The following is a 26,468-nucleotide window of genomic DNA, read 5'->3' as shown; positions in this document are numbered from 1 at the left end:
GAGCTATTTAGTAGGATCCCCAATATTTTCTCAAAAACCATTCCAAGGCGAACAAAAATAAAATAAAAATAGCCAACCACTTCAGTGAAATTAACGACTTAAAAATAAGTTGCTTTACTTTTTGCTTTCTCGCTTCAGCAAGAGATTTCAGCTGATCCAATAAGGATGAAAAGTTTTCTTTCGGCACAAATTTACCATTACTGGCAGTTGCTATTTGATATAACACATTGAAATTCGCTTTCGAATCGACCTGTTCAAGCTGTATTCGATTAACCTGGAACAATCCATTTTCACGGTACTGGATTTTTCCCAACTGAGTATTCGCTTCATAAGCATAGGTTCCTGCGGGGAACTTGCCAATATTCAATTTGTATCCGTCGTTTGACTTATCAAATACATAGTCGTAGCTAACGCTGTCGTTTGAAGTTATTTTAAGTGAAACATCAGGATCAGTAATTGGCTCAAAGCTTTCATTTAATAGTTCAGCATCGAACTTTATTGCTTGGTCTTCGTCTAAATATGCTTGGGTTAAAATCGTAAAATTATCTTCATTTGGTTTTAAAATCAGGTAATTAACTATTTTATGAATAAATCCATCAAAGATTTCGGTGGAGTTGTTTCGTACAAAATCATGCATCCGCCATTTCCAGATCCCTTCTCCGGCAAATACCCCATATTTAGCACCCGATTCACGTCCGACAAAGATTAGCGGGCGTGATAGTTCGACTTGGTGAATTTGTTGATCGGCAAAAACTTGCCAATCACCCTTTAAGCGAATATCGGCGAACGGAACATGTAATGGAGGCCAATTCGAAAACTGATCGTGCCAGTATTTTTCGTATTTAAACAAGTTAAAATCAGTGTTTAAAACTGCGTTTGAGTATTCATATCCACGCTGGTTGTCGAAACTAAATCCAAGGGGCAAGCCATTTATTCGGGCCAGTGATGTTTGTAATCCAATGATCCAAAGAACAGGCCTCTTCGATTGAATGATTTTCTGTATGAATGGGCTATTCGCATCATTATTGTCCGGTAATTGGTGCAGAATCACTAAATCGAAATCGGCCGGATCCGGATGACTTTGGGCATTTGAGATGTGCGTGATTTCATAGCTTTGCTGCGGGGAAAGAACTTTTTTTATTGCAGCGATATCAGGATGGGCACCATGGGCGACGATTAATATTTTTTGTTTTTGGTCGATCACCTGGATTGAAAATTCGTAGCTATTGTTAGCTGTGTTTTGCTCGCCCTCAAAATGATCTAGTTCAATACGGAAGTTCAGTATTCCACTCTTTTCTGCTTTCAACTGCACAAAACGTTGTGTGAAAAAATTATCTCGCTCAATTTCCAAGTTCAATTCATACACTAACTGTTCTTCTTGCCAAATGCTTAGTCTAGAGCTATTTGTAGACAGTTGTCGATACATGAGGTCTATTTCAATATTAAAATAGTTACCCAGAAATACAGAAGGATTGTTTGCGACTTTCAAAATGGCAGCGTCGCTTTGTTGTATGGTGTCACCAAGCCCAACAGTGTATATCGGATAGGGCACTTTGCGGCTACTGTATCTGGGGTCTATTCCTGAATTGAAAATTCCGTCTCCGACCAGAACCATCGCCGAAACGGTATTGGGGAGGTAACTTTTCTGTACTTCTTCGAGTAGGTTGCCGTAGTCTGACCGACTATCGGCAAAATCATTTTTTGCCGTTTCACGCGCGGTTTCACCAAAAGCCCAATAGTCAATGTCGAAATTTTCTAATTCGTTTTTTGCCCTATTTATAAGCTCTTCGCAGATGTCTGCCTGCTCCTTTTGTGACGCGGAGTTGTCGGTTGCAAATACAAGTACCGGACGAATCTTGTGTTGCTGATACAATTGAATCGCGGGACCTAGCAGTAGAAAGCACACCAAAAAGAGAGTTACAAATCGGACCGACATTAACAAAGTCAATTGGCTCTTGTTATAGAAATCTCGTTGCGATTTTGATTGATAAACCAAATATACAAACAACGCCGCCAGCAAAGCTGCCAGAATGAGAAACAGGAAAGAATATGTTTGATCAAAATAAAATTTCAATGGAGTCGATCGTTTTTAATCAAGGCTAATCGCCAAGCTCAAATTTAATACACTTCTTCAGATATTAAACTTGATTCCCATACTTTAGATGGATATGGTGAAAAATTGATATTTGGTGCATGTTTCTGACCGGAGTATTAGTCCGTTTTCGATGACAAGCCTATAGCAGAACCCCGATGTGTCGCTCTGAAAAAAAAGGTCACGTTCATCGATTCCAAGTGTCTCTTTGAATTTAAGTAAAGATGGCTAGCTGTTGTCGTGAGTTAGGGGTGGGGATTCCCAGGCACCCTAGCAATCATCGAACTATGCAGCAAATAAGCCAACGGACATGGCAGTCACATCCGTTGGTATTTGCATTGCTATGTTGGTAGTGTTTTTTCGAATTTGATCTGGCCTTCTTCTTCGTTCGGCACCTTGAGTCTGTCATCACAAAATCGCTGAACCCGAACTGTTTAGTTGTATAACAGCCAATTACTAACTGGTCTTTACAATTGGTCAACCGTTTTTTTCAATAGAACCAGTTTCGTCAGTAGTTCCTCGAGGCGATCCAACTGAAGCATATTAGCTCCATCCGATTTTGCAACAGCTGGGTTTGGATGTGTTTCAATAAAAATACCATCGGCACCAACAGCAATACCCGCTTTGGCGATGGTTTCAATCAATTCAGGGCGCCCTCCGGTAACACCACTACTTTGATTTGGTTGCTGTAGCGAATGCGTAACATCCAATATAACCGGACAATTGTTTTGTTTCATAACCGGTATTCCACGGTAGTCAACAACTAAATCCTGATAACCAAAAGTTGTTCCTCGTTCGGTAAGCATTACCTTTTCGTTACCGCAATCGCGAACTTTATTGACTGCAAACTGCATTGCTTCAGCAGATAGAAACTGACCTTTTTTGATATTGATTACTTTCCCGGTTTCAGCAGCCGCAATCAGAAGATCTGTCTGTCGGCATAAAAAGGCAGGTATTTGGAGTACATCAACATATTGAGCCGCCAGAGCTGCTTCTGCTGCCGAATGAATATCAGTAACAGTTGGAATTTGGAATTTATCACTTACATCTTTGAGAATTTGCAAGGCCATTTCATCCCCAATTCCGGTAAAGGAATCAATCCGAGAACGATTCGCTTTGCGATATGAACCTTTAAAAACAAACGGAATATGCAACTTGGTCGTGATATTTAAAATCTTCTCGGCTATTTCAAAGGCCATTTCACGACCTTCGATGACACAAGGGCCGGCTAATAAGATAAAGTTCTCACCCTGAAATTTTATTTTTGGAATCATGCTTTTAAAGTTTTTTTTGCGAATATACAATATTCACAAAAAGTTAGACTTCATTCGAACAAACTTCTGGTAAATTAAGTTGTAACTATTTGAACTTATATTGGATATTCGCGACGTACACCATTCAATGATCATTCAACTCTTTAGATTTCTAAGCCCTGAGGACATTACTGAAACGTGAATATTATGTGAATTTATTGAATTTACTAACCCATATGTCGGATTAAGAGTATAAATTGTGGCAGGTTAAGAACACTGTTCCATTTTCTCTCGTGATTCGTAAAGAAATAGCATCAATCATAAATAAACAGAAAGGATGTTAGTGAAATATTGGCTATTATATGCGAGAAAAATAGAGAATAGGTGGTAAATTTGAAAAGCACAGACATGACTTTTAGTTTGAAAGATAGTAATACGGACGAATTAAAGAAGCTGGTTCGGCTGGCGGAGTTAAAATCCGGCAGGCAGATAATCAGCTTGATTTCTCATGAGATGAGAACGCCACTTTCGATTATTAGTTCTAATGTGCAGCTTTTAAAATCATTCAATTACGAATTGAATGATACGATGGTGAATGACACATTTTTGTTATGTGAAGAAGCCATTGGTTCGTTGACCGATTTTATAGAGAGTGTGTATTTCTTGAATACGGCTTTTAAAGGCGAGGTTAAGGTTCATTATAGCGGTGTTGATCTGGTAACATTTATCAATGAACTAGTTGAAAAAGTCGCAGGTAGTGAGTTCAACCACAACCGTATTCAGGTGACAAAAGAGAATTTGAGTGATCCTTTTTTTACAGATAAAGTTTTACTAAAGCGCTGTTTGGAACATCTTCTGGTAAATGCTTTGAATTTTTCATCAGAAGACGTCCAGTTGAAACTTTCGTCTGTTAAAGATGAACTGGTAATAACAATTGAAGATCATGGGATTGGGATTCCTGCAGATGAGAAAGACTTAATTTTTGAGCCTTTTAAACGATGCAGCAATGTAAAAATGATCTCTGGATGTGGTATAGGATTAGCAATTGTTAGAATGTGTATTGAATTACTTGAGGGGGATATTGATTTTACAAGTACGTTGAATCAAGGATCTACGTTTATTATTAAGATTCGTAACCATGAGTGCTAAAAAAGTATTAATCATTGAAGATGATCATGCCTTATCCAAAACATTGAAAAATGTGCTCTCGTTGAGTGGCTATGATGCGGAAATTGCAAATTCGGGTGCAGAAGGTATTCAAAAAGCTTATGAGTACGGTCCTGACCTAATTTTATGTGATATAAACATGTCGCCAATTGATGGATATCAGGTTTATAATATCCTAAATGATAGTTCTGTAACGAATAAAATTCCGTTTATATACATTTCAGGTAAATCAGACTTGGAGGAGATTCGACTTGGTATGGAGCTGGGAGTTGACGACTATATTGTTAAGCCCTTTAGTAACGAAGAACTTTTGAAGTCGATTAAAGTGCGAATGGCGAAATACGAAAAACTGATGAATGCCGGTAAAAGTGATTACAGGGCATTGGTTGAGCTTTCGCCTAATGGAATTTTTCTATTTGATGGCGATACCATTTACGAAATCAACGAAGCTTTCTCGAAAATGATCGGGATTAGTGCCGATGATATTAAAAGGCTAACAATTAGAGATTTCATCAATAAAGATAGCTATGCAGCCATACAGTCGAAAATATTCAAATGTACCAATGGTTTAATAAAAAATTTCGACGAAGTTATCGAGATAACAACTCCAAATCGTACGGCCGACAAGTTTAAGCTATATGTAACAACAAGTCAAAAATATAAAGGATTCACCTTCCTTATAGGTTTGCTTGCTCCGGTTGATGGCATGAAAACGTTGGATCAACCTGAATATGAAAGGTTGGTTTCTATATTGTCTGAGGAAAAAGTCGCTGTTAGTGGTGAATTAGCGGTGAAATTGCAACGAGCTTTTGATTTTCCGGCTGCTCGCTCCGGAAATGTGAAAACCCAGGGGGCGGAGAAATTGTTCTCGAAAAGGGAGCAAGAAGTACTTACTCTATCCTGTAAAGGACTGCCAATCAAGATTATCGCAGACGAACTATCAATTTCGGATCGAACAGTCGAGAAGCACCGGGCGAGTTTGATGGAAAAGACCGGATCAAAAAATATTGTCGAGGTAATTATCTATGCACTTAAAAACGACCTGGTCAATATCTAAAAATAAGAAGGATTCAAGTTGGGTTGGCTAGCTACGGAGCCAACCTTTTTATTTCCCAGGCATTTTCAGTATTCAAAAAATATCTGAATCTATCGTGTAATCGGTTAGGGCGACCTTGCCAGAATTCTACTTCAACCGCTTTTACCAAATATCCTCCCCAGTTGGACGGTTTATTGATTTCGCGTTTCTTAAAATGTTTCACATAGTACTCAAAGTTGTTGTCCAGTTCTTCTCTCGATGAGATTTCTCGACTTTGAGGAGAAGCCCATGCGCCAATCTGGCTATCGCGTGGCCTCGATTTAAAATAGTCGGAAGATTGATCATCATCCATTTTTCTGGCGAATCCCTTTACCCGGACTTGTCGTTCCAACTTAGGCCAGAAAAAATTTAGGGCAACGTTGCCGTTTTCATTCAACTGCTTTCCCTTTGTACTTAGGTAGTTTGTGAAGAATACAAAGCCTGATTCATCAATTCCTTTCAGCAAAACTATTCTCGAATCGGGTTCACCATTAACTGCCGTTGATAAAGTCATGGCTGTTGGTTCTTCCTCCTCATGTTGAATTGCTTCGTTTAACCATCGTTGAAAAAACTCAATTGGTTCGCCAGGCAGTTTAGCTTCAATTAGCTCACTTTTCTGATAATTTTTGCGGATGTCTCTGAGCATTAACAATTTATTTAGAATTTATAAAATCGATTTTTAAACAATGCGAAAAATACGTTTGTTTGAACTGCATAATCAATACAATTAATAGTTATGAAAGGTTTATTTGCGATTTGCTTTTTATTGATCGCTGGTCTGGCGGTGGCAGAAGTTAACCAGTTGAAGTTGGGCGATAAGGCCCCTCATACGGACGTTAAGATGACAGGAACCACAGGCGAGAATTTTTCGATGTTGGATTTGAAAAAGGAGAATGGACTTGTCGTAATTTTCTCATGTAATACCTGTCCGTTTGTGATAGCCTGGGAAGATCGTTACAACGGGATTGCTGAGTGGGCCAACAACAACAATGTCGGTCTGGTGATGTTAAATTCGAATTACATGAAACGAAGTGGAGACGATTCGCTGGAAGCCATGAAGAAACATGCATCTGAGAAGAATTACAATTTCCCGTATTTGGTCGACAAGGAGAGTCTGGTAGCAAATGCTTTTGGCGGACAAACCACACCACATGTATTTTTGTTTGATCGCGATTTTAAGCTGGTTTTCAAAGGAGCAATTGACGACAACTTCAAAAATGCATCGGAGGTAAAACAAAACTATTTGAAAGATGCGATTACAAGTTTAGCTAAAGGTGAACCTATTGTCACAGCTGAAACAAAGCCTATTGGCTGTAGTATAAAACGCAAAATTGACTAGTTCTTAATAGAAAAACGGGTTGACAGAAGTCAACCTTTTTTTTTGATTCGTATTCAGTTTTGGGTGAAATAATCACCGCAAAATTGCTAGCTAAACTATAAAAAAGACTTAACTTGTTGACAGATAAAATAAAAAGCGGTTTTCAACAGACGGTTCATATTTCTATTTAGCTCGTTTAAAATGACAGAGAAGAGGCATTCACCAGTAATACTAATAGTTTCTGATTCAATGATTAATATAGAACAATTACGTTCTGCATTAATCAGCAGAGGTTATTTGTCGGTATGGATGGATATTACTCAAACAACAGTCTTGAAAACAACTCGTGAGAAATTTGATCTAATAGTACTTGATGTAGAGCTTTCAGCGACCAACAGCATTGAAATTAGCCGGAAAATTCAGGACGAAATTCAACTGCCGGGTGTGCCGTTAATTTTTATTACGCCCGTCGAAGATGAAGGTCGGTTACTTCAGATGTTTCGGCCAGGAGAGTTCGATTACGTGCAAAAACCATTCAAACTAGAAGAGTTAATTATTCGTATTGAGCTGCATTTGGCGATAAAACGTGCTCAGGATCAGCTTCGGGCATCAAAAGATATCGCCGAAAAAGCGGCAAATGCTAAATCATTGTTTTTGGCAAATATGTCGCACGAAATCAGAACTCCTTTAAACGGAATTGTAGGAATGGTTGATATAATGAAGCAAACCAAGCTAGACAAGGATCAACGAGAATACCTTAATATTATAGAGATTTCCGGCGAGACTTTGTTGATGATTATTAATGATATTCTAGACTTTTCAAAAATAGAGGCAGGGCAAATTTCTCTTGAAAAAATTGCCTTTAACATCCGGGAGGAGATTGGAAATGTTAAGAAATTACTCGCCTACAAAATACAGCAGAGTAAGCTCGAGTTTATAGTTAGCATTGGCGACTCGGTTCCTAAAACAATTGTTGGAGATCCTCTTCGACTGAGGCAAATTTTGATTAATTTATTGAACAATGCCATTAAATTCACCGAGCGCGGCTATGTTAAGTTAGATGTTAGCCTGGATAAAATTATCGGTGAAAATTATAAATTGAAATTTGAGGTTGAAGACTCCGGAATCGGAATAGCCCCTCAAAATCGGGTTAAATTATTTCAGTCTTTCACACAGGCTGATTCATCAACAACCAGAAAATATGGCGGTACGGGCTTAGGGTTGGCAATAAGTAAGAGCTTGGTACATATGATGAACGGGGAAATTAACGTTGATAGTGAACTTGGCAAAGGATCCCGTTTTTGGTTTACTGCTGTATTTGAGCTAACTACCATGGATGTTGAAGGCGGGGACACCAGCGAAATAGTTGGTGCATTTGAAGAGCCTTTGAAAATTTTATTGGCAGAAGATAATGAAATAAGTGCCAAGGTTTCGATGATAAGCGTCAAAAAACTAGGACACAATGTGGTGCTGGCGCAAAATGGGATCGAAGCTTTAGAAATGTATCGAAAGGAGCATTTCGATCTGATTTTGATGGATGTGCAAATGCCTGAGATGGATGGTATTGAAGCAACTCAGGAAATTCGTAAAATTGAATCTGAAACTGGCAACAATCACCCCATTCCAATAGTCGCAATGACCGCGAATAAATACAGCGAAGATGCAAAGCTATATTTAGAGAGTGGCATGACCGATCATCTGGGGAAACCATTTAAACCAGTTGAACTTGAGATGGTTTTAAAAAGAAACCTAAACTTAAACCGAGTTTAAACACATTTTTATTAGTCGTATGTTACCAACTGAAAAAATAGATTTGACGGGTAAGAAAATTCTGGTAGTAGAGGATAACGAAACAAGCCTTTATTATTATCAAATTGCATTGGGGCGATATAATGCTTCAAGTTATTGGGCAAAAAATGGCATGGAAGCGCTTTCGGTCGTTAAATCAGAGCCAGGGATTGAGCTAATTATAATGGATCTGGATATGCCGGAGATGGATGGTTTTGAGGCGACAAGGCAAATCAAAACAATGAATCCAGCCATTCGTATTATCGTACAAAGCGCATTCATTTTGTCGGGCGAAGAATCGAAAAGCTATGAAGCCGGCTGCGACTACTTTATGGCAAAGCCAGTTCGCTTAACTGCATTGATGAATGCGATCCAAAAGCATTTAAAATAGTTCAATGTAAGCACCGAATTTTGTTTGTTCATTGGCCGGAGTCAACGAAAGAAAGCCTTTGCGGAGTAGCCCATTAGTATACTCCATCGGGTTGTTTGCCGACTGCATTTCAATAAAATTTTCATAGTTCGCTTGCGGCCAGTAGTTAATGCTAAAACTACCGTAGGCTTCCGGATGAATCTTCGTTTCAATTCGCTGACTCAAATATCCCATTGTGTACCTGGGATTAATCTCAATACAAGGATGTAGCTTGATTTGTCCGTCCGTGTCTAAATAAATCAACGCATCAATACCCAGTATACCCATGTGAAATTTCGTATACGCTGAATTTGCCAACTCTTCACTAAGTCGTTCACCGATACGATCGATCATTTCAGTTTTGATAGGAAATTGATGATTTCGATGAAAATTTAAATAGTGACCATTATATTGTCCGTTCGTGTTAGTTTGAAAATAGCTAGTTCCCAGATAGCGAACGTTTCCGTTTGCTTCAATTTCAAACTGAAATGAGAGGTCAATCTGTTTGTTGAGCCAAGGTTCTGCAATCAGATATCCCTGTTGTGCAAGAATGCCTCTGATCCACTGTTGATTAGCCTCATTTAGCTTAGTTCTCCTGATCACCAGCAAGCCTCGTCCCGACGAACTTAACGGAGCTTTTAATACAAGTGGATGCGAAATTGCCAGCAGGGACTCAATCTCTTCTTCAGACTGAATTTGCTGTTGGTTGATATCCGATCCGATACAACTCGGCAACCCGTTTTGGTTCAGGAACTGCTGTAAAAAAGTGACCGCTGTTTTACGTTCAAATAACTGTTTCCTGTTCTCATTCCATAGCTGGTCGTCCAAGTGTAAGCAACGAAACAAGTTATATTCAGCCGGGCTATGTCCCCATGGTTTATGATTGAATGAAATTTCAGGATGGCTTGAGAGGTATGCCTCAAGTTGTTCCAACGTTTTATAGGCAGGAAGTTTCCATCCCAGCATTTTAAATTGATTGATAAACTCAGGGGCCGGCAAATGTTCACAAATGACGAAATCATTCTCATTGCCCAAAACACCCATTATAGCATCCAGATCGGTTTCGAATTTCCGAAGCCTAGCTGGTGGCATATAGTAGGAGGAACCATTGGCGATAGCAAGTTCGCAGGTCGGATTAAAATGAAAAACGGAAACCGGGTTTCGAATCACTTTTTTGCCGTAAAAATACCATTTCCTTTAATTCCTGTTTATTTTTTTTGAATAGATCTGTACGATCGCAAAATGCGCTTGACTATATTTGTTTCATGCACCTGAATTAATGAATGTGAAAAAAACTGAAAATATAACTGAATGCAAACCCTACTTCTGGGGGCATGGAAAAAGGAATTGTTTAAGATGGGCTGTCTTTCTCATGGTAATTTTTTTCTCGTTTGAAAGCACTGCCCAAAGCAAAAAGGCTCTCAAACTATTTGAGGAAGGCAAGATGCTATATAGCAAGCGAGAGAATCTAAAGGCGCTTGCAAGCTTAGACGAATCAATTCGGAAGGATCCTCAATTTGTTGACGCGTTATTATTGACCGCTGACATATACAACGAGATCGATTCGACGGAACTCCAAATAGCAGCTTTACAACAAGCAATTTCAATTGATCCCGCTAAATTCCCAAAGGCTTATTATGTCCTCGGAAACGCTTTTTACCGGATTGGGGAATATGAAAATGCATCAGATGCCTATGAGCATTTTATAGCAACAGGCGCGGCTGGTACCCTGACAAGTAAAGCAGAGCAGCGGATCGTTGACTGTAAATATGCTGCAGAGTTGGTGCGAAACGAAGTTCCGTTTAATGCCGAGAATATGGGCGATGCGGTAAATACAGAATTGGATGAATATTGGCCCTCATTAACAATTGATGGAAAGACCTTGATATTTACTCGCCTTGTACCGATCGGCAACCACAAAAATGAACTGCTGCCGCGTTATCAGGAAGACTTTTATGAATCGGTATTTAACGATAGTGTCTGGGATTGTGCTCAGCCGATTACCACGATCAATACAAATCAAAATGAAGGAGCACAGAGTATTTCGGCCGATGGAAAGCTACTTTTTTTTACAGCATGTAATCAACCCGGAGGGCAGGGGAGTTGCGATATTTATTTTTCCCGCCGGATTGACGACTATTGGACGAAGCCTGAAAATGCAGGCGCTCCGGTAAACAGCGCTGCCTGGGAATCGCAACCTTCAGTTTCCGCGAATGGAGAATATCTTTATTTTGCAAGTTCCCGAAAAGGTGGTTTTGGTGGGATGGACATATGGCAATGTCAATTGAATGGGTTCAGCTCCAATGGACGACCAGTTTGGGGCGAGTTGAAAAATCTGGGCGATTCTGTCAATACCACTGGAAATGAAATGTCGCCTTTTATCCATGCTGATGGAGTAACATTGTACTTTGCCTCCGATAGCTGGCCCGGATTAGGACAAGCAGACCTCTTCCAAACCCGTTTTAAAGATGATCTTGGCTGGTCGAAGCCAGTAAATTTAGGGTATCCTATCAATTCTTTTCTTGACGAACGTGGAATGATTGTCGACGCCTCCGGAACTAATGCATACTATTCGTCAAACCGACCAGGCTCAAAAGGGATTGATATCTATCGTTTTAAACTGAATAAAGACGTTCAGCCGATTCCGGTATCCTATGTTAAAGGATACGTAGTTGATCGGATAAGTGGTAATCCACTCAGCGCGGAAGTTGAATTGATGGATATTGAAACGAGCCGGCTAATCGCTAAAACCGAAACAGGCTTGGGCAATGGCGAATTTTTGATGTGTCTGCCCATGGGAAAGGAATATGCCTTTAATGTTTCAAAAACGGGTTATCTCTTTTTCTCCGAAAATTTTGCCCTGAAACAGAGTCGCGACGTAAATGATCCGTTCATACTTCAAATTCAATTAAGTCCGGTGCAAGTTGGCAATTCGGCTGTGCTGCGGAATATTTTCTTCGAAACGGATTCGTATGAATTGCTGACTCAGTCAAAAGCAGAGTTGGGGCAACTTATTGCGTTCTTAAATCAAAATCCGAACGTTGAAATTGAAATCGGTGGACACACCGACCATGTTGGGGCGGAGGATTATAACCAGATTCTTTCCGAAAACAGAGCGAAGGCAGTCTACCTGTATTTAGCAAATTCCGGGATCGAAAAAGCCCGACTAACCTACAAAGGCTACGGATACAGTAGCCCCATTGCCGGGAACGATACCCCAGACGGAAGATCGCAAAACAGAAGAACTGAGTTCAAAATTATTCGTGTTTCCAGATAAGAAGGCAAGTGCCATCTTATAAAGAATTGGAGTAACCGACTCAATTAAAGCTGGTTGTTTCAGGTTTTTTATTTGTTAATGATTCTAACTATTTAGAAACTTATTAAATTGAGGCTCAAATTCTAGATTGTGGGGGAGTATTGATAAATTTGAGAGTAAAAAATCAACTTTATCAATGAAACAAATTATTAGTCTGCTGTTTATCTGTGTCGTTGCATTGCAACTTTCGGCACAAGAAAGCTCCCCATGGCGGGGTGTTAATTCTGATGCAAAATACCCGGCTCCTCAAATTTTGCCTGCATGGGCAGAAACTGGTCCTGAAATAATCTGGCATTTCGATGGATTAGGCGATGGATTTTCATCGCCGGTGTTCACGAATGGTAAAATTTACTGCTCGGCCATGGAAGATAGCATTGGCTATATCTACATAATAAGCGAGAATGGTGAATTATTGAAGAAGGTGGCTTACGGAAATGAGTTTAACGAAAGTTTTCCCGGTTCCCGTTCAACTCCGGCTATTATTGGAAATACAGCCTACATGGTTAGTGGATTTGGCGTTCTCTATTGCCTTGATTTGGAAACAGGCAAGCAAGTCTGGAACAGGCGGATGAAAGAGGATTATAAATCGGAGAATACCAGATGGGGCTATACTCAGTCAATTTTTATTGATGGCGATCACCTCTATTTCACGCCAGGCGGTGAAGAATTTAACTTTGTGGCCTTGAATCGACTTAACGGTGATTTGATCTGGAAAAGTGCCGGAAACCAAAATCTTTCGGCTTACTGTACTCCAAAATTAGTGGAAAAAGGAGGACGAAAATTGCTGGTTTCGCACATGGCAAACGACATTGTTGCTGTTGATGCAGCCAATGGTAAAGTATTATGGACTTATCCTCACCCAAATCAGTATAATATTCACCCAAATACTCCCATCTTTCAGGATGGCGACCTCTATTGCTTCAGCGGATACGGCCAAGGTGGCGTACGCCTGCATTTGAATGAAGACGGCTCGGCTGTGACAAAAGTCTGGAGTACTAATCAAATGGATAACCAAATGGGAGGTGCCATATTCGATGATGGTATGATTTACGGATCGGGACACCGGAACCGGGGATGGTTTTGTCTGGATTGGAAAAATGGTGACGTAAAATGGCAGTCTACCGAAATTGGAAATGGCGTCATCATAATGGCCGGTGATAAATTCATTCTTTACTCCGATCGCGGCGAATTAGCTTTGGCGCAGATGAATTCCGAAAAAATGGAAGTGCTTTCAAAGACTAAAATCGAACTCGGAACTGCACAGCATTGGGCACATCCTGTTGTGCATAACGGTGTGCTCTATGTACGGCATGGAAAATCGCTGATAGCTTACAAAATTTCTGCCTGACAAATTTTTGATTAACCATTGAATCTAATGACGAATGAATAAGGTTGTTCTTTTTCTTCTTCTCAGTATTCCGTTGCAGGCGGCCTTTGCCCAAATTAGCCAGTTTCGGGGACCTTCCCGGGATGGTAAATTTTTATGCACTGGCTTGCAGAAACAATGGCCTTCTGATGGGCCTACGCTGCTATTGGAGTTTGAAGGTATTGGGAAAGGATATTCTTCGGTAGTGTCGAATGGTCGGTATATTTATGCCAGCGGAATGATTGACACACTGGATTATCTTACCTGTATTAATTTCGATGGGGAAAAGAAATGGCAGGTCGCTTATGGCGAATCCTGGAAAAAATCGTTCCCCGATACACGAAGTACACCTACACTAGAGGATAACCGAATTTATTGCATTAGTGGAATTGGCGAATTGGTGTGCCTGGATGCTGAAAGTGGCCAGATCAATTGGAAACAAAATGTCGATCGCGATTTTGAAGCTGATTGGCATGTCTGGGGAGTATCCGAATCGCCCTTAGTTGTTGGTGATCTGGTTGTATGCTCTCCCGGAGGAAAGAAAACCACTGTGGTTGCGTTCAATAAATATACAGGCGAAACAGTTTGGGAGACGGAAAGCATTGGCGGCCAGCGTTCGTATGCTTCTCCCTCTACTTTTGTTTTAGACGATAAACGCTATATTCTGTCCGAAACGGCAACCCATCTTCTAGTTGTTGATCCGGATGATGGCTCTGTCCCAATGAATTACAAATACTACGATGCGTCAAAATGGCGTAGGGATGGTTTAAACTGGACAAATATTCCACTTGTTAAGGGAGACGAGATCTTTCTGTCGATGGGCTACGACTATCCGGCAAAAATGCTCAAAGTGAATGCTGATCGGACTGGTTTCGACGAATTGTACACCGATACTATATTCGACAATCACCACCATGGTTTAGTCGAAATGAATGGCTGGATCTACGGATCCAACTGGGAAAATAACAAAAAAGGAAACTGGCTGTGTAAAAACTGGAAAACAGGTGAGATTAGCTACAACCAGGAGTGGAATACCAAGGGTACAATCGTATATGCCGATAGCTTGCTATATATCTACGAAGAGCGCGGAACGGTGGCACTTGTGAAACCTACCCCGGAAAAGTTTGACGTAATCAGTTCGTTTCAAGTTGAAAAAGGTGCTGGACCACATTGGGCGCATCTGTTTATCGGCGACGGAAAATTGTTTTTGAGGCACGGTGATGTGCTTCAGGTTTATGATTTGAAAAACTAAAGTGAAGAAAAACGTTGTAAATATATTGCTCGTGTTGGCAGTCCTCATGGGGCTGTCAGCGTTTGTTTTTTGGCTTGGCAACGATCCGGTAAAGAAAATGAAACCGAGTACTCCTGGTGAAGACAATCGCGAAAAGGGAAGTCTGGTGCAGGAGATCATTAAAATTGGAGAGAAATTTCAACTTTTTGGTGAATCTAAAGAGTCTAATTTTTCGGGGACCTGGCCTCGTTTTCGCGGAGCGAATTACGATAATATTGTCAGTGAAAAGCAAAACCTAAAGGACTCCTGGAATGCTGATGAACCCAAAATACGATGGTCGGTTGAACTTGGCGAAGGGCACGCCGGACCTGCAATTTACAAAGGACTGGTGTACTTAATGGACTACGATGAGGAAGCACGCGAAGACGCTTTGCGCTGTTTTTCGCTTGAAGATGGGAAAGAGATCTGGCGACGGTCGTATGGAATTCATGTCAAACGTAATCACGGCATGTCGCGCACCGTCCCGGCGGTTACCGAAAACTATGTGGTCACCATCGGACCTCGTTGCCAGGTGATGTGTGTCGACCGCCATACCGGCGATTATCTCTGGGGAATAGACCTGGTTAAAGAGTATGGATCAGAAATTCCACAGTGGTACACTGCTCAATGTCCGATGATTGATGGTGAAAAAGTGATACTGGCTCCGGCCGGAAGCAAACTGATGATTGCTCTTGATCTGCAAACGGGTGAAAAGCTTTGGGAATGCCCAAACGACCTTCAATATAACATGTCCCATTCCTCCATTATGCCAATGACATTAAACGGCAAAAAGATGTATGTGTACAGCGCCAATGGAGGTATATGTGGCATTTCAGCCGAAGGAGACGATGAAGGGACTGTCTTGTGGTATTGCGATGAATGGCGGTTCTCGGTAGTGGCGCCATCTCCATTAATTTTTCCGGACGGAAAGATTTTTCTGACAGCAGGCTATGGAGCCGGAGGAATGGAAATTAAGGTTTCGCCTGAAGGAGAGGGGTTCAAGGTTGATGTTTTAACAAAATACGCTCCCAAAGACGGACTGGCTAGTGAGCAGCAAACGCCGATCCTGTATAAAGGTTTCGTGTATGGCATCTTACCTAAAGATGGCGGTGCATTCCGTAACCAGTTGGTCTGTGTCGATCCAAATGATGTGCAAAAGGTCCGCTGGACATCCGGGAAAGTCAGCCGTTTTGGCCTTGGCCCCTATCTGATAGCAGACGATAAAATGTATATCCTGAGCGATGATGGCACCCTGACAATGGTGAAACCCGATGCCAATGAATATATTCAACTGGCTCAAAAGAAAATATTTGAAGGACACGATGCCTGGGCACCTTTAGCTATTGCCGACGGTTTGCTTTTGCTTCGTGATTCGAAAACCATGTTTTGCCTCGACATTAGTAAATAGAAAAAATGAAAAACCGAAAACTAATCAATATTTTCCTGGTCGTTGCGGCGATCGCGATTAGCGCTATCATTGGCCGCGATTTTATCAACAATCGCAAGGGCAAATCGGTGAAAAATCCCTATGAGTTGAATTTAGGGGAATATGCAAAAGTTGATTCAAGTGAGATCTTATATCAGGAAACCAAGGCGATCCAGCTTAAAGCAGACGAATGCCACGCCTTGGCTATTAGTCACGACACCTTATTTGTGGCAGTTGATAGCAGCCTTGTTTTTGTTGCTACCTCGGGGCAAATATTGAAAGTATTGCCACTACCGGCGGTAGCCACAGCCATTGCTATTGATCAATCGATTTGGCTTGCATTTAATAACCGGGTTATGGAGTTTTCAAAAAACGGCGATCAAAAGCAGGCCTGGCCTGAAATGGGGCCGCGTTCGGTTTTGACTTCATTGGCCGTCGACGACAATTTTGTTTTTGTCGCTGATGCCGGAAATCGATTGATTCTTCAGTTTGCGCGTGATGGTAAATTAATTAACAAACTAGGCGAACGCGATGAGCAGAAAGGGATTGATGGATTCACCATTCCTAGTCCCCATTTCGATTTGGATTTGAGTGAAGATGGGTTTCTGTGGGCGGTGAATCCAGGCGAGCATAGCCTAATTAACTTTAACGCCGACGGCAGTTTTCGCACATCATGGAGCAGCTCATCGGCGAATACGGAGGGGTTTAGCGGTTGTTGTAACCCGGTGCACATCAGCATGGCGGCTGAAGATAAATTTATTACGAGCGAAAAAGGAATCGTACGTGTTAAAGTTTACGATCAGCACGGCAGCTACCTCGGTGTGGTAGCTGCTCCAGATCAGTTTGACGAGGACAGTCCGGCTCCCGATGTCTGTGTCGATGCCGAAGGACGGGTCGTGCTGTTGGATTTCAGCCGTAATCAAATTCGATTTTTTGAACTGAAAAAACAAGACAAATGAACCGACGAGAATTTTTCAGACAATCGGCTCGCGTTGGAATTCTGGCGGCTATAACCGGAGGCGTGGTAGTACTGACTGCCAATAATAGAATCGACTGGACTTGCAGCGACAACGAGGCCTGCAAAGCTTGCCGGAAATATGCTTCGTGCGATTTGGAACAAGCTCAGAAAAACAGAAAAAATGAACGACGATAAGCAAAAAAATAAACGAACCAACCGCCGTGAGTTCATCCGGAAATCCATGCGTTTGGGGATGGGCTTTGGACTGGCAACCATCGGTGGAATGGCGGCATTGCGTGTGCATGCCGATGATACGGTTTGGCAGCTCGACCCGTTTAAATGTGTTGCATGCGGGCGTTGTGCCGACTATTGCGTGATGACTCCTTCAGCGGTGAAATGTGTCCATGCATACGATTTGTGCGGCTATTGTGATTTGTGTGGCGGGTATCTCAAGCCAAATGCGAATGCCCGTTCAACCGCGGCTGAGAACCAATTGTGCCCGACATCTGCCATTCGCCGAAAGTTTGTTGAAGAACCTTATTTTGAATATGAAATTGAAGAAGATTTGTGCATCGGGTGCGGCATATGTGTTGAAGGGTGCACCGCATTTGGCAACGGATCGCTACATCTGCAGGTGCGCCACAATGTTTGTGTAAACTGCAACGAATGTTCCATCGCGCGGGTATGTCCGGCTGAAGCTTTTCAGCGTGTTCCTGCCTCGCAGCCCTATCTCATCAAAGGCGATTGGAATAACCAACACTCATCCGAAACACAAAACCCAACCAGCTAACGAATGAAAAAGAGAGTGATAAAACTGTTCCTGATGGTGTTTGTGGCCTGCCTGACTCTTAGTTCGTTTGCCCAACAGCAGCGCTTTCCGAAGCCCGAATTCGAAACCGGATACGTTCAACCTTCAACACAACAACCGCTTCCTCGAGGTTTAGCCCTGGAATATCTGGATGTGCTGGTTCTTATAGCTGCATTAGTGCTGGTGAGTTGGCTGGTGTTGAAGCGGCGCTCGCGCAAAGGTGTTTTATGGACTTCTGTCTTTTCCTTGTTGTATTTTGGATTTTATCGTGAAGGTTGTATTTGCTCCATCGGATCCATTCAGAATGTGGTACTAGCGATCTTCGATCCAAGTTATATTTTACCCCTTTCAGCCTTGCTGTTTTTCCTGATTCCATTGATTGTCGCGCTCTTCGCGGGAAGAACATTTTGCGGAGGTGTTTGTCCCCTTGGAGCAATTCAGGACTTGGTTGCTTTTAAACCGATCGAACTGCCCCGATGGTTGCAAAAGGTTTTAGGATTGATTCCATACGTTTATTTGTCGCTGGCAGTGTTGTATGCGGCCACCAAAACCGAGTTTCTAATCTGTCGGTACGATCCGTTTGTTGGCTTTTTTCGTTTCGATGGAACCTTTGAGATGTTGTTACTCGGAGCTTTGTTTTTGCTGGTTGGCGTGTTTGTCGCTCGTCCATACTGCCGTTTCTTTTGTCCTTACGGTGTTTTGCTGGGATGGATGTCTTCTTTCTCGAAAAAGCATTTGACAATAACTCCATCAGCGTGCATTCAATGTAAGTTGTGTGCCAATTCGTGCCCCTTTGGTGCCATTGAAGAACCACAACTCGACGAGGGAAATCGCCGAACCAATGTAAAACGATTGATGAATTATTTGCTGTTTATCCCTTTGTGGATGGGCATTGGCGGACTTTCCGGATCGATGATACACAGTACGTTGGCGAAATTCAACAAAACAGTTTATCTGGCAGAAATGCTGGTTGCCAATCCGGATGTCCGATTTGATCAAGACAATATAGATGCCCGAACATTCATGCAGATGGGCAAAACAATGGACGAACTGGTTTTGGAAGCGCAAAAAATTGAGAGCCAGTTTTACTGGGGAGGATGGTTGATGGGCGCTTTTCTTGGCTTGGTGGTTGGTCTTGTGTTGGTGAACTTGTCGTCGTATCGTCGACGTACCGACTATGAAGCTGATAGAACCAATTGTTTGAGTTGTGCACGTTGTCTGGATTATTGCCCGGTAAAAAAAGAAAATTAATAGAATGATGAGTCTAAATGATAAAAAGAAAATAGCTCGTGGACTGGCTTGGGCTTCCGCTATTTTTAGCTTGATTGTTAGTGTGATGCTGATTGCCAATTTTATTCAGCTAAAATCAATCGATCCGTTGGAAAGCCCTGCTCTTAAAGCCTTGGTTGAGCAGCTTCACCAAAATCCGAACGATGAGGTGTTGAAAGAAAATATTCGTGCACTGGACTTGTTGATTCGGAAAGCTTATTTCACCAGCCAATGGCAAATACGCACCGGTAGTTGGATGCTAATTCTGGGTGTCTTGATCTTGGTTTTGGCGCTCCAATGGCAAAAAGCACTGCGAAACGATCTCGATGAACTCGATTCGATCGAAAAGAATCCTTTTCTGGATAAAAAAATCGCCCGAAACGGTGTCATTTATGCAGGAGTCGGAATGTTCCTGTTGGCTCTGCTGTCTGGCTTCTTTTCCAATAATCTGTTGGATCGATACGATTCCGTTGCCCAGGTTCAGACAAACGTTAACTCATCTGTCGAGTTAATTGTCGCGCAGCCAATTGATGAAACTTCGGTTGTAGTGGCTGATTCAGTAGTCGAAAATATTAAAACGGATGAGAATAGCGTTGAGACAGTAAGCGAAGAGCTTACTCAGGCCGCGCAAAGCGAGAAGGTTGAGTTGAAACAGGAAGTGGACATCGCTCCAAAGCCAACAGCGTCAAAACTGCCCGGCAAGGAAGAAATCAGGAAAAATGTACCATTCTTTCGTGGACCGGATGGCGATGGGATCACATACCAAAAAGGATTTACAAAGGCTTTCGATGGAGCATCGGGAACAAATATTTTGTGGAGTGTGAAAGTTCCGAAACACGGATACAGTTCGCCGGTACTTTGGAATGACAAACTATTCCTGACCGGAGCAGACAATGCAGCGCGAATGATTTATTGCTTCGATAAAAATTCGGGCAAACTACTCTGGGAGGCAACGGCAGACAATATTCCCGGATCACCGGCTAAAATGCCCAAAGTTACTGAGGATACGGGGTTGGCTGCGTCTACTGCTGCTACAAACGGTAATTTTGTTTTTGCGATTTTTGCGACAGGTGATGTCGTTGCGCTGGATTTCTCAGGCAAACGTGTTTGGAGTAAAAATCTGGGCGTTCCAGATAATCACTACGGTCATTCGTCGTCATTGATCGTATATAAGGACAAATTACTGATTCAATATGATACCAACAAAGGGGGAAAGTTGATCGCTCTTTCTACTGCCGATGGTTCACCAAAATGGGAGACCACCAGGAATGTGAAAATCTCCTGGGCATCGCCGGTACTGGTTAACACAGGCTCGCGGGATGAAGTCATTTTGACGGCTGATCCATTGGTTGCCGGTTACGATCCCGAAACAGGAAAGGAATTGTGGTCGGTTGATTGTATGATGGGTGAAGTAGGTCCTTCGATAGCCTATTCAAATGGACTGGTTTATGCTGCAAACGAATACGCTACCTTGGCTGCCATAAAGCCGGGTTCAACGCCGGAAATTATCTGGGAAGAGCAGGAATATCTGCCCGAAGCAGCCAGTCCGCTGGCAACAAACGGCTTGTTGGTGGTTGCAACAAGTTATGGCGTACTAGCTTGTTACGATGCAAAGACCGGCGAAAAATGCTGGGAATACGAAGCCGCAGCCGGTTTTTATTCCTCGCCGGTTTACGCCGATGGAAATTTGTATGCCATCGATATGAGTGGAAATATGTACGTCGCGAAAATGGCCAAAGAATTTAGCTTGGTTTCTGAATCGAATTTAGGCGAAAAAGCGTTTAGTACGCCCATCTTTTCAAATGGCAAAATGTATTTACGTGGAGTTGAAAAACTTTATTGCATTGGAGCAAATTGATATGGCAGAAGAAATTCAAAATATTACCCAACAGGTTGATGAGATTATTCAAGAACTGGGACATAGTAAGAAGTCGCTGATACCGATTTTACAGCAAATTCAGAATCGCTTCAATTATTTACCCGAAGAGGCTTTGCGTCACCTGGTTACACATACCGATATCACCCCCGAAAATATCACCGGAGTGGCAACGTTCTATTCGCAATTCAGGTTAAAACCGGCGGGTCGCCACATGATTAAAGTATGCGTTGGAACAGCTTGCCATGTAAAAGGGGCAATGCAGGTGTACGATTCATTTAAACGTCATTTTAAACTGACCGATGGTGAGCTGACCGATAACACGGGAACTTATACGTTGGAAAAAGTTGCTTGTTTGGGCTGCTGTACTTTGGCTCCCGTAGTTCAGGTCGACGATGTTACTTACGGACATGTGACCTCCGATAAAGTAGAATCGGTAATCGCTGATTTTGAAAGCCAGGTTGGAAAACTAGGTGGTCGGAAGCAATTTCGTAATGCCGATGGCAGCGAGTTTCAGGGGGAGATTCGTATTGGTCTGGGGTCTTGTTGTGTCGCAAGTGGGAGCGAAGAAGTTAAACAGGAAGTCGAAAATACAATTATTGGAACTGGTATTAACCTGCAGCTCAAAAATGTAGGCTGCGTTGGCATGTGCCACCAAGTTCCATTGCTCGAAGTAATCGACGAGCAGAAAAATCACAAGTTATATGCTCGGGTGAAACCGAATGAGGTCTCCGACATTATCAATTCGCACTTTAAATCGAAAAGCTTACTAGGGCGTCTCAAGGCAAAATCGTACAGTTTTCTGGAGAAAATGCAGACTGATGAGGCATGGGAAGGTGTTGAGCGATATGCATTGGATGTGAGAGAAGAAATGGTGTCCGGTTTTCTCGATCGGCAGATGCCTGTTGCTACCGAACATCGGGGTGTTATTAATCCGCTGGATATGAGTGAATATTCTGCACATGGCGGCTTTAATGCTTTGCGAAAAGTTTTGGCAATGGATCGGGCAGAAGTCATTCAGCTTGTAAAAGAAAGCGGATTGCGGGGGCGTGGAGGTGCCGGTTTTCTTACCGGACTGAAATGGGAGTTGGTTGAAAAGGAAACGGCAAATCATAAATACCTGATATGCAACGGAGACGAAGGAGACCCCGGTGCTTTTATGGATCGCATGATTCTCGAATCGTATCCCTATCGGGTGATCGAAGGAATGTTGATTGCGGCTTATGCTGTGCAGGCTACTGAAGGTTATTTTTACATTCGGGCCGAATATCCGCTTGCAGTGGTTCGGATCCGGCAGGCCTTGATTAATTGCAGAGAGCAAAATTTGCTTGGCGAAAACATTCTGGGGGCAGGATTCAACTTCGACCTGCAAATTTACGAAGGCGCCGGAGCTTTTGTGTGTGGCGAAGAAACGGCATTGATGACCTCAATCGAAGGCAATCGGGGGTTCCCGACTATTCGTCCGCCATTTCCGGCACAAAAAGGACTGTGGGGGTTCCCAACCTTGATTAATAATACCGAAACCTTTGCACAGGTTCCGTACATTCTGCGCGAAGGCAAAGAAAAATACCAGGCCATAGGAACTGAAAACTCAAAAGGAACGAAAGTTTTTTCACTGGCAGGTAAAATTAATCGCGGAGGACTGATTGAAGTGCCCATGGGAATTACGATTCGTGAGATTGTTGAAGAAATCGGAGGCGGTGTTCAGAATGAGAAAAAGTTCAAAGCCGTTCAGGTTGGAGGCCCTTCAGGGGGATGTATTCCGGCATCACTGGCCGATACGCGGGTTGATTATCAATCGTTGACAGCCGTCGGGGCGATGATGGGCTCAGGAGGAATGGTTGTATTGGATGAAGATGATTGCATGGTGGATATTGCCCGCTATTTTTTGTCGTTCACCCAAAACGAATCCTGCGGAAAATGTACTTTTTGCCGTATCGGAACCAAGCGAATGCTCGATATTTTGAACCGTATTTGTTCCGGAAAAGGAACGCACAAGGATCTCGATGAGCTGAAATATTTGGCTGACTGGACGAAGCGTGGGAGTTTGTGTAATCTGGGGAAATCGGCTCCAAATCCGATTCTCACAACTTTGCAGTATTTTCACGACGAGTACGAAGCGCATATTGCAGGGCACTGTCCGGCAGGTAAATGTACCGAAATGATTACTTATTCGATTACCGACGATTGCATTGGATGTACAAAATGTGCACAAAAATGCCCGGTTGATGCCATTAAGTTTGAGCCGCATAAGATACATAGCATCGATACTGAATTATGCATTAAATGTGATGCCTGCCGACCGGTTTGCCCGGTAAATGCAGTCATTATAAGCTAGGAATAGACGGCAATCCATCGCTCATTTCATGAAAAGCAACATAGGAATAATGATCAAACTAAAAATAAATAATCAACCGATCGAAGTTTCGGATGGTACGACGATTCTGGAAGCTGCGACTCAAATTGGAGTTGAAATTCCGACGATGTGCCACCTCGAGGGAACGGAGCACTTTACTTCGTGCATGGTTTGCCTGGTGAAAGACGCACGAAACGGACGGTTAATGGCGTCGTGTTCAATGCCCGTCATGGAGGGAATGGAAATTTTAACCGACGATCCAGAATGCCGCGAGTCGCGGAGAGTATCGTTGGAACTATTGTTGAGCGAGCATGTGGGCGACTGTCAGGCTCCCTGCCAGCAAGTATGTCCGGCGCATATGAATATTCCGCTTATGAACCGTTTGATAGCAGCCGGAAATCACGAAAAAGCAATTGAAGTGGTGAAACGCGATATCGCTTTGCCGGCTATTTTAGGACGTATTTGTCCGGCGCCTTGCGAAGCGGGTTGCCGACGAAAAGTGATCGATGATGCCGTTTCTATCTGTTTGTTGAAAGGATTTGCTGCTGATTCGGAAACTCCAAAGAGCCCCAAAGCGACACCACAAAGTGGTCGGTCGGTTGCAATTATTGGTGCAGGACCCGCCGGACTTGCTGCAGCGTTTTATCTGAATCAAATGGGCCACAAAGTTACAATCTATGAACGCAACGAACGGGCAGGTGGCGATTTACTTCAAATTGAAGAATCTGTTTTGCCGATTGATGTTCGCGAAAAAGAGATCGCTTCAATTTTAAACGAGAAGATAGCGGTAAACTGCAATGTCGAGGTTGATCGTGTTGGATTTGAGAAGCTGCAAAAAGAATACGATGCGGTTATTTTAGCAACAGGGAGCTTAAATGATAACTTGAATAAATGGGGGCTAAAGATTGGAAAATCAGGGATTGATGTCGACAAAACAACCTACCAAACGTCGATTGAAAATGTATTTGCCATTGGTAATGCATTGCGGCCTTCGAAGTTGGCCGTTCGCTCGGTTGGACAGGGCAAGGAATTGGCATTTGTATTAAATCGATTTTTTAACGAAGGGAAATTACAGGCAAACCCGGAGCGGTTTAATTCGAAATTCGGCAAATTATTCGAGGCTGAATTCGACCCATATCTGATTGAATCGAACCATAATGCCCGGCAAAATGCAGCCCATGGAAAGGCAAAAGGTTTTTCGAAAGACGAAGCCGAAGCTGAAGCCCATCGATGTTTGCACTGCGATTGTCGAAAGCCCGAAAGCTGCAAGTTGCGCGAGTTGGCTGACGAGTTTGGCGCCGAACAAAAACGTTTTCAATATGATGAACGAGTGATGGTTGAGAAACATTTTGCATCGGGAGAGGTTGCTTTTGAACCTAACAAGTGCATTAAATGTGGTATTTGTGTGCGATTAACGAAACAACATCAGGAAGAATTTGGTTTTAGCTTTATAGGCCGGGGCTTCGATGTGCGCATTGGTGTTCCGTTTTCCGAATCGGTAGATAAAGCGCTTCGTAAAACGGCCGTACTGGTGGCAGCCAAATGTCCTACAGGAGCGCTGTCGCTGGTACACAGCGAGGAACAACTGGACTGAATTGTGATTAAATGAAGAAAATAGTACAGATATTAGTATTGGTTGGTTTTGCTTTTTCGGGCTTTTGCCAAAGCGAATGGCCCATTTTCCGTGGAAATCAGGAACTGACGGCTTCTGCTTCAGCTGATTTGCCGGCTGATTTAAGACTGATCGCGTCCTTCCAAACTGATGATGAGATTAAAGCATCGCCGGTGATCAAAAATGGCGTGATTTATTGCGGTTCAACCGACAGCTGGTTTTATGCGTTCGACCTGAATGGCCACCTAAAATGGAAATACAAAGCTGAAAATGGCATCGAAGCACCGGCTGTTTTGTTGAATGGCAAAGTTATTTTTGGCTGTTTAGATGGAAGCTTAATCTGTTTGAACGAAAAAGACGGTTCGTTGTTCTGGCAGTATAAAACCGGCAATCAGATTGTTGGTTCCGCAAACTGGAAAGTGATTGGCGGGCAAACGGTTTTGGCTGTTGGTAGTTATGATTATTATCTGCATGGCGTGAATTTGGCGGATGGTAAAGGAATTTGGAAATACGAGTCGAACAATTTCATAAACGGAGCTCCGTCTTTATTTCAAAAATCGGTCGTTTTTGGTGGTTGCGATGGTTTTCTGCATGTGGTTGACCTGCAAACAGGAAAAGTCGCGAAGAAAATCGAATTGTCTACCTATCTGGCTTCGTCGCCGGCAATTGTTGGAAATATGGCTTACGTAGGCGATTATGACGGTCGGTTTTTTGCAGTCGATCTGGATGCCGGTAGTGTGATCTGGACTTACGATAACCCGCAAAAAGACCTGCCTTTTATTGCTTCGCCTGCTATTCAAAATAACTGGATTGTTCTTGGAAATGAAGATCGCCAACTCTATGTCATTAACCGAAAAGATGGTAAATTAGTTTGGACAAAGCGCCTGAGTAACCGGATCAACTCATCAAGTGTGATTTCCGCGAGTTCTGTTTTTACAGCCACCATGGATGGCATGCTTTACCGGCATGATTTAACAACAGGTGAGGAGTTATGGAGTTACGAGATTGGTAGTCAGATTGCTGGTTCTCCGGCTATTTACGACGGAAAACTGGTGATTGGAGCCAACGATGGGCGCATTTATATTTTCGGAACCGATAAACCATAGTGC

21 protein-coding genes are annotated in these 26,468 nt (G+C 42.6%); 17 read left to right on the top strand and 4 right to left on the bottom strand.

Annotated elements, in window-relative coordinates:
- Positions 1-7 precede the first annotated feature (7 nt).
- Positions 8-1,936, bottom strand: coding sequence for a hypothetical protein (locus tag ABZD21_RS01945; RefSeq protein WP_372772474.1), 1,929 nt, complete (start codon positions 1,934-1,936; stop codon positions 8-10).
- A gap of 623 nt (positions 1,937-2,559) precedes the next feature.
- Positions 2,560-3,366, bottom strand: coding sequence for a 3-deoxy-8-phosphooctulonate synthase (gene kdsA / locus ABZD21_RS01940; protein WP_372772472.1), 807 nt, complete (start codon positions 3,364-3,366; stop codon positions 2,560-2,562).
- A gap of 387 nt (positions 3,367-3,753) precedes the next feature.
- Between kdsA and ABZD21_RS01935 the strand changes: the two genes are divergently transcribed.
- The gene (locus ABZD21_RS01935; protein WP_372772471.1) at positions 3,754-4,494 is read left to right on the top strand and encodes a sensor histidine kinase; all 741 of its coding nucleotides are present in this window, start codon (positions 3,754-3,756) and stop codon (positions 4,492-4,494) included.
- Positions 4,484-5,569 (top strand): response regulator, encoded by a 1,086-nt coding sequence (locus tag ABZD21_RS01930; RefSeq protein ID WP_372772469.1) that lies wholly within the window; start codon positions 4,484-4,486, stop codon positions 5,567-5,569. The genes ABZD21_RS01935 and ABZD21_RS01930 overlap by 11 nt, the downstream gene beginning before the upstream one ends.
- Positions 5,570-5,600: 31 nt before the next feature.
- Here the strand turns inward: ABZD21_RS01930 and pdxH are convergent, their stop codons facing one another.
- Positions 5,601-6,233, bottom strand: coding sequence for a pyridoxamine 5'-phosphate oxidase (gene pdxH, locus ABZD21_RS01925; RefSeq protein ID WP_372772468.1), 633 nt, complete (start codon positions 6,231-6,233; stop codon positions 5,601-5,603).
- A gap of 90 nt (positions 6,234-6,323) precedes the next feature.
- On the opposite strand from pdxH, the gene ABZD21_RS01920 reads away from it, so the two are divergent.
- The 3 genes from ABZD21_RS01920 to ABZD21_RS01910 all read left to right on the top strand — a co-directional run bounded on the left by ABZD21_RS01920 (position 6,324) and on the right by ABZD21_RS01910 (position 9,084).
- Positions 6,324-6,926, top strand: a complete 603-nt coding sequence (locus tag ABZD21_RS01920) for a thioredoxin family protein (RefSeq protein ID WP_372772466.1) — start codon at positions 6,324-6,326, stop codon at positions 6,924-6,926.
- Positions 6,927-7,106: 180 nt separating this feature from the next.
- The gene (locus tag ABZD21_RS01915) at positions 7,107-8,675 is read left to right on the top strand and encodes a response regulator (protein ID WP_372772464.1); all 1,569 of its coding nucleotides are present in this window, start codon (positions 7,107-7,109) and stop codon (positions 8,673-8,675) included.
- Between the two features lie 43 nt (positions 8,676-8,718).
- Positions 8,719-9,084: a response regulator gene (locus ABZD21_RS01910; protein ID WP_372772463.1), complete on the top strand. Its 366-nt coding sequence runs from the start codon at positions 8,719-8,721 to the stop codon at positions 9,082-9,084.
- Here the strand turns inward: ABZD21_RS01910 and ABZD21_RS01905 are convergent.
- On the bottom strand, positions 9,076-10,272 hold the full coding sequence (locus tag ABZD21_RS01905) for a hypothetical protein (protein WP_372772462.1): 1,197 nt from the start codon (positions 10,270-10,272) through the stop codon (positions 9,076-9,078). The two genes, ABZD21_RS01910 and ABZD21_RS01905, sit on opposite strands and share 9 nt — an antisense overlap.
- A gap of 202 nt (positions 10,273-10,474) precedes the next feature.
- Between ABZD21_RS01905 and ABZD21_RS01900 the strand changes: the two genes are divergently transcribed.
- The 12 genes from ABZD21_RS01900 to ABZD21_RS01845 all read left to right on the top strand — a co-directional run bounded on the left by ABZD21_RS01900 (position 10,475) and on the right by ABZD21_RS01845 (position 26,465).
- Positions 10,475-12,379, top strand: coding sequence for an OmpA family protein (locus tag ABZD21_RS01900; RefSeq protein WP_372772461.1), 1,905 nt, complete (start codon positions 10,475-10,477; stop codon positions 12,377-12,379).
- 175 nt (positions 12,380-12,554) lie between these two features.
- Positions 12,555-13,766 (top strand): PQQ-binding-like beta-propeller repeat protein, encoded by a 1,212-nt coding sequence (locus ABZD21_RS01895; RefSeq protein ID WP_372772460.1) that lies wholly within the window; start codon positions 12,555-12,557, stop codon positions 13,764-13,766.
- A 34-nt stretch (positions 13,767-13,800) separates the two neighbouring features.
- Positions 13,801-15,036 carry a PQQ-binding-like beta-propeller repeat protein gene (locus tag ABZD21_RS01890; protein WP_372772458.1) on the top strand — a complete coding sequence of 412 codons (1,236 nt, stop codon included), beginning with the start codon at positions 13,801-13,803 and terminating at the stop codon, positions 15,034-15,036.
- A 1-nt stretch (position 15,037) separates the two neighbouring features.
- The gene (locus ABZD21_RS01885) at positions 15,038-16,462 is read left to right on the top strand and encodes a PQQ-binding-like beta-propeller repeat protein (RefSeq protein ID WP_372772457.1); all 1,425 of its coding nucleotides are present in this window, start codon (positions 15,038-15,040) and stop codon (positions 16,460-16,462) included.
- Between the two features lie 5 nt (positions 16,463-16,467).
- Positions 16,468-17,439 (top strand): hypothetical protein, encoded by a 972-nt coding sequence (locus tag ABZD21_RS01880; protein ID WP_372772456.1) that lies wholly within the window; start codon positions 16,468-16,470, stop codon positions 17,437-17,439.
- On the top strand, positions 17,436-17,633 hold the full coding sequence (locus ABZD21_RS01875; RefSeq protein ID WP_372772455.1) for a hypothetical protein: 198 nt from the start codon (positions 17,436-17,438) through the stop codon (positions 17,631-17,633). Before ABZD21_RS01880 ends, ABZD21_RS01875 begins: the two co-directional genes overlap by 4 nt.
- Positions 17,620-18,228, top strand: coding sequence for a hypothetical protein (locus tag ABZD21_RS01870; RefSeq protein WP_372772454.1), 609 nt, complete (start codon positions 17,620-17,622; stop codon positions 18,226-18,228). Before ABZD21_RS01875 ends, ABZD21_RS01870 begins: the two co-directional genes overlap by 14 nt.
- A gap of 3 nt (positions 18,229-18,231) precedes the next feature.
- Positions 18,232-19,497, top strand: coding sequence for a 4Fe-4S binding protein (locus tag ABZD21_RS01865; protein ID WP_372772453.1), 1,266 nt, complete (start codon positions 18,232-18,234; stop codon positions 19,495-19,497).
- Positions 19,498-19,501: 4 nt separating this feature from the next.
- A complete protein-coding gene (locus tag ABZD21_RS01860) occupies positions 19,502-21,373 on the top strand; it encodes a PQQ-binding-like beta-propeller repeat protein (protein WP_372772451.1) in 1,872 nt (623 codons plus the stop codon).
- A complete protein-coding gene (locus tag ABZD21_RS01855) occupies positions 21,318-23,729 on the top strand; it encodes an NAD(P)H-dependent oxidoreductase subunit E (protein ID WP_372772450.1) in 2,412 nt (803 codons plus the stop codon). The genes ABZD21_RS01860 and ABZD21_RS01855 overlap by 56 nt, the downstream gene beginning before the upstream one ends.
- A gap of 49 nt (positions 23,730-23,778) precedes the next feature.
- Complete coding sequence (locus tag ABZD21_RS01850) at positions 23,779-25,341, top strand: FAD-dependent oxidoreductase (RefSeq protein WP_372772448.1); 1,563 nt, start codon at positions 23,779-23,781, stop codon at positions 25,339-25,341.
- A gap of 11 nt (positions 25,342-25,352) precedes the next feature.
- A complete protein-coding gene (locus ABZD21_RS01845; RefSeq protein WP_372772446.1) occupies positions 25,353-26,465 on the top strand; it encodes a PQQ-binding-like beta-propeller repeat protein in 1,113 nt (370 codons plus the stop codon).
- Positions 26,466-26,468: the final 3 nt, after the last annotated feature.

The organism is Mangrovibacterium sp. (genome assembly GCF_041596335.1).
GTDB lineage: Bacteria > Bacteroidota > Bacteroidia > Bacteroidales > Prolixibacteraceae > Mangrovibacterium.
The sequence above is the reverse complement of the archived record's forward strand: the minus strand, read 5'-3'. Positions and strand labels throughout refer to the sequence as shown.

What these genes read in the sequence shown, in the direction of transcription:
- ABZD21_RS01945 (WP_372772474.1), bottom strand. Translation starts at nt 1,936, where the DNA reads ATGTCGGTCCGATTTGTAACTCTCTTTTTGGTGTGCTTTCTACTGCTA.
- kdsA (WP_372772472.1), bottom strand. Translation starts at nt 3,366, where the DNA reads ATGATTCCAAAAATAAAATTTCAGGGTGAGAACTTTATCTTATTAGCC.
- ABZD21_RS01935 (WP_372772471.1), top strand. Translation starts at nt 3,754, where the DNA reads ATGACTTTTAGTTTGAAAGATAGTAATACGGACGAATTAAAGAAGCTG.
- ABZD21_RS01930 (WP_372772469.1), top strand. Translation starts at nt 4,484, where the DNA reads ATGAGTGCTAAAAAAGTATTAATCATTGAAGATGATCATGCCTTATCC.
- pdxH (WP_372772468.1), bottom strand. Translation starts at nt 6,233, where the DNA reads ATGCTCAGAGACATCCGCAAAAATTATCAGAAAAGTGAGCTAATTGAA.
- ABZD21_RS01920 (WP_372772466.1), top strand. Translation starts at nt 6,324, where the DNA reads ATGAAAGGTTTATTTGCGATTTGCTTTTTATTGATCGCTGGTCTGGCG.
- ABZD21_RS01915 (WP_372772464.1), top strand. Translation starts at nt 7,107, where the DNA reads ATGACAGAGAAGAGGCATTCACCAGTAATACTAATAGTTTCTGATTCA.
- ABZD21_RS01900 (WP_372772461.1), top strand. Translation starts at nt 10,475, where the DNA reads ATGGTAATTTTTTTCTCGTTTGAAAGCACTGCCCAAAGCAAAAAGGCT.
- ABZD21_RS01895 (WP_372772460.1), top strand. Translation starts at nt 12,555, where the DNA reads ATGAAACAAATTATTAGTCTGCTGTTTATCTGTGTCGTTGCATTGCAA.
- ABZD21_RS01890 (WP_372772458.1), top strand. Translation starts at nt 13,801, where the DNA reads ATGAATAAGGTTGTTCTTTTTCTTCTTCTCAGTATTCCGTTGCAGGCG.
- ABZD21_RS01880 (WP_372772456.1), top strand. Translation starts at nt 16,468, where the DNA reads ATGAAAAACCGAAAACTAATCAATATTTTCCTGGTCGTTGCGGCGATC.
- ABZD21_RS01875 (WP_372772455.1), top strand. Translation starts at nt 17,436, where the DNA reads ATGAACCGACGAGAATTTTTCAGACAATCGGCTCGCGTTGGAATTCTG.
- ABZD21_RS01870 (WP_372772454.1), top strand. Translation starts at nt 17,620, where the DNA reads ATGAACGACGATAAGCAAAAAAATAAACGAACCAACCGCCGTGAGTTC.
- ABZD21_RS01865 (WP_372772453.1), top strand. Translation starts at nt 18,232, where the DNA reads ATGAAAAAGAGAGTGATAAAACTGTTCCTGATGGTGTTTGTGGCCTGC.
- ABZD21_RS01860 (WP_372772451.1), top strand. Translation starts at nt 19,502, where the DNA reads ATGATGAGTCTAAATGATAAAAAGAAAATAGCTCGTGGACTGGCTTGG.
- ABZD21_RS01855 (WP_372772450.1), top strand. Translation starts at nt 21,318, where the DNA reads ATGGCAAAATGTATTTACGTGGAGTTGAAAAACTTTATTGCATTGGAG.
- ABZD21_RS01850 (WP_372772448.1), top strand. Translation starts at nt 23,779, where the DNA reads ATGATCAAACTAAAAATAAATAATCAACCGATCGAAGTTTCGGATGGT.
- ABZD21_RS01845 (WP_372772446.1), top strand. Translation starts at nt 25,353, where the DNA reads ATGAAGAAAATAGTACAGATATTAGTATTGGTTGGTTTTGCTTTTTCG.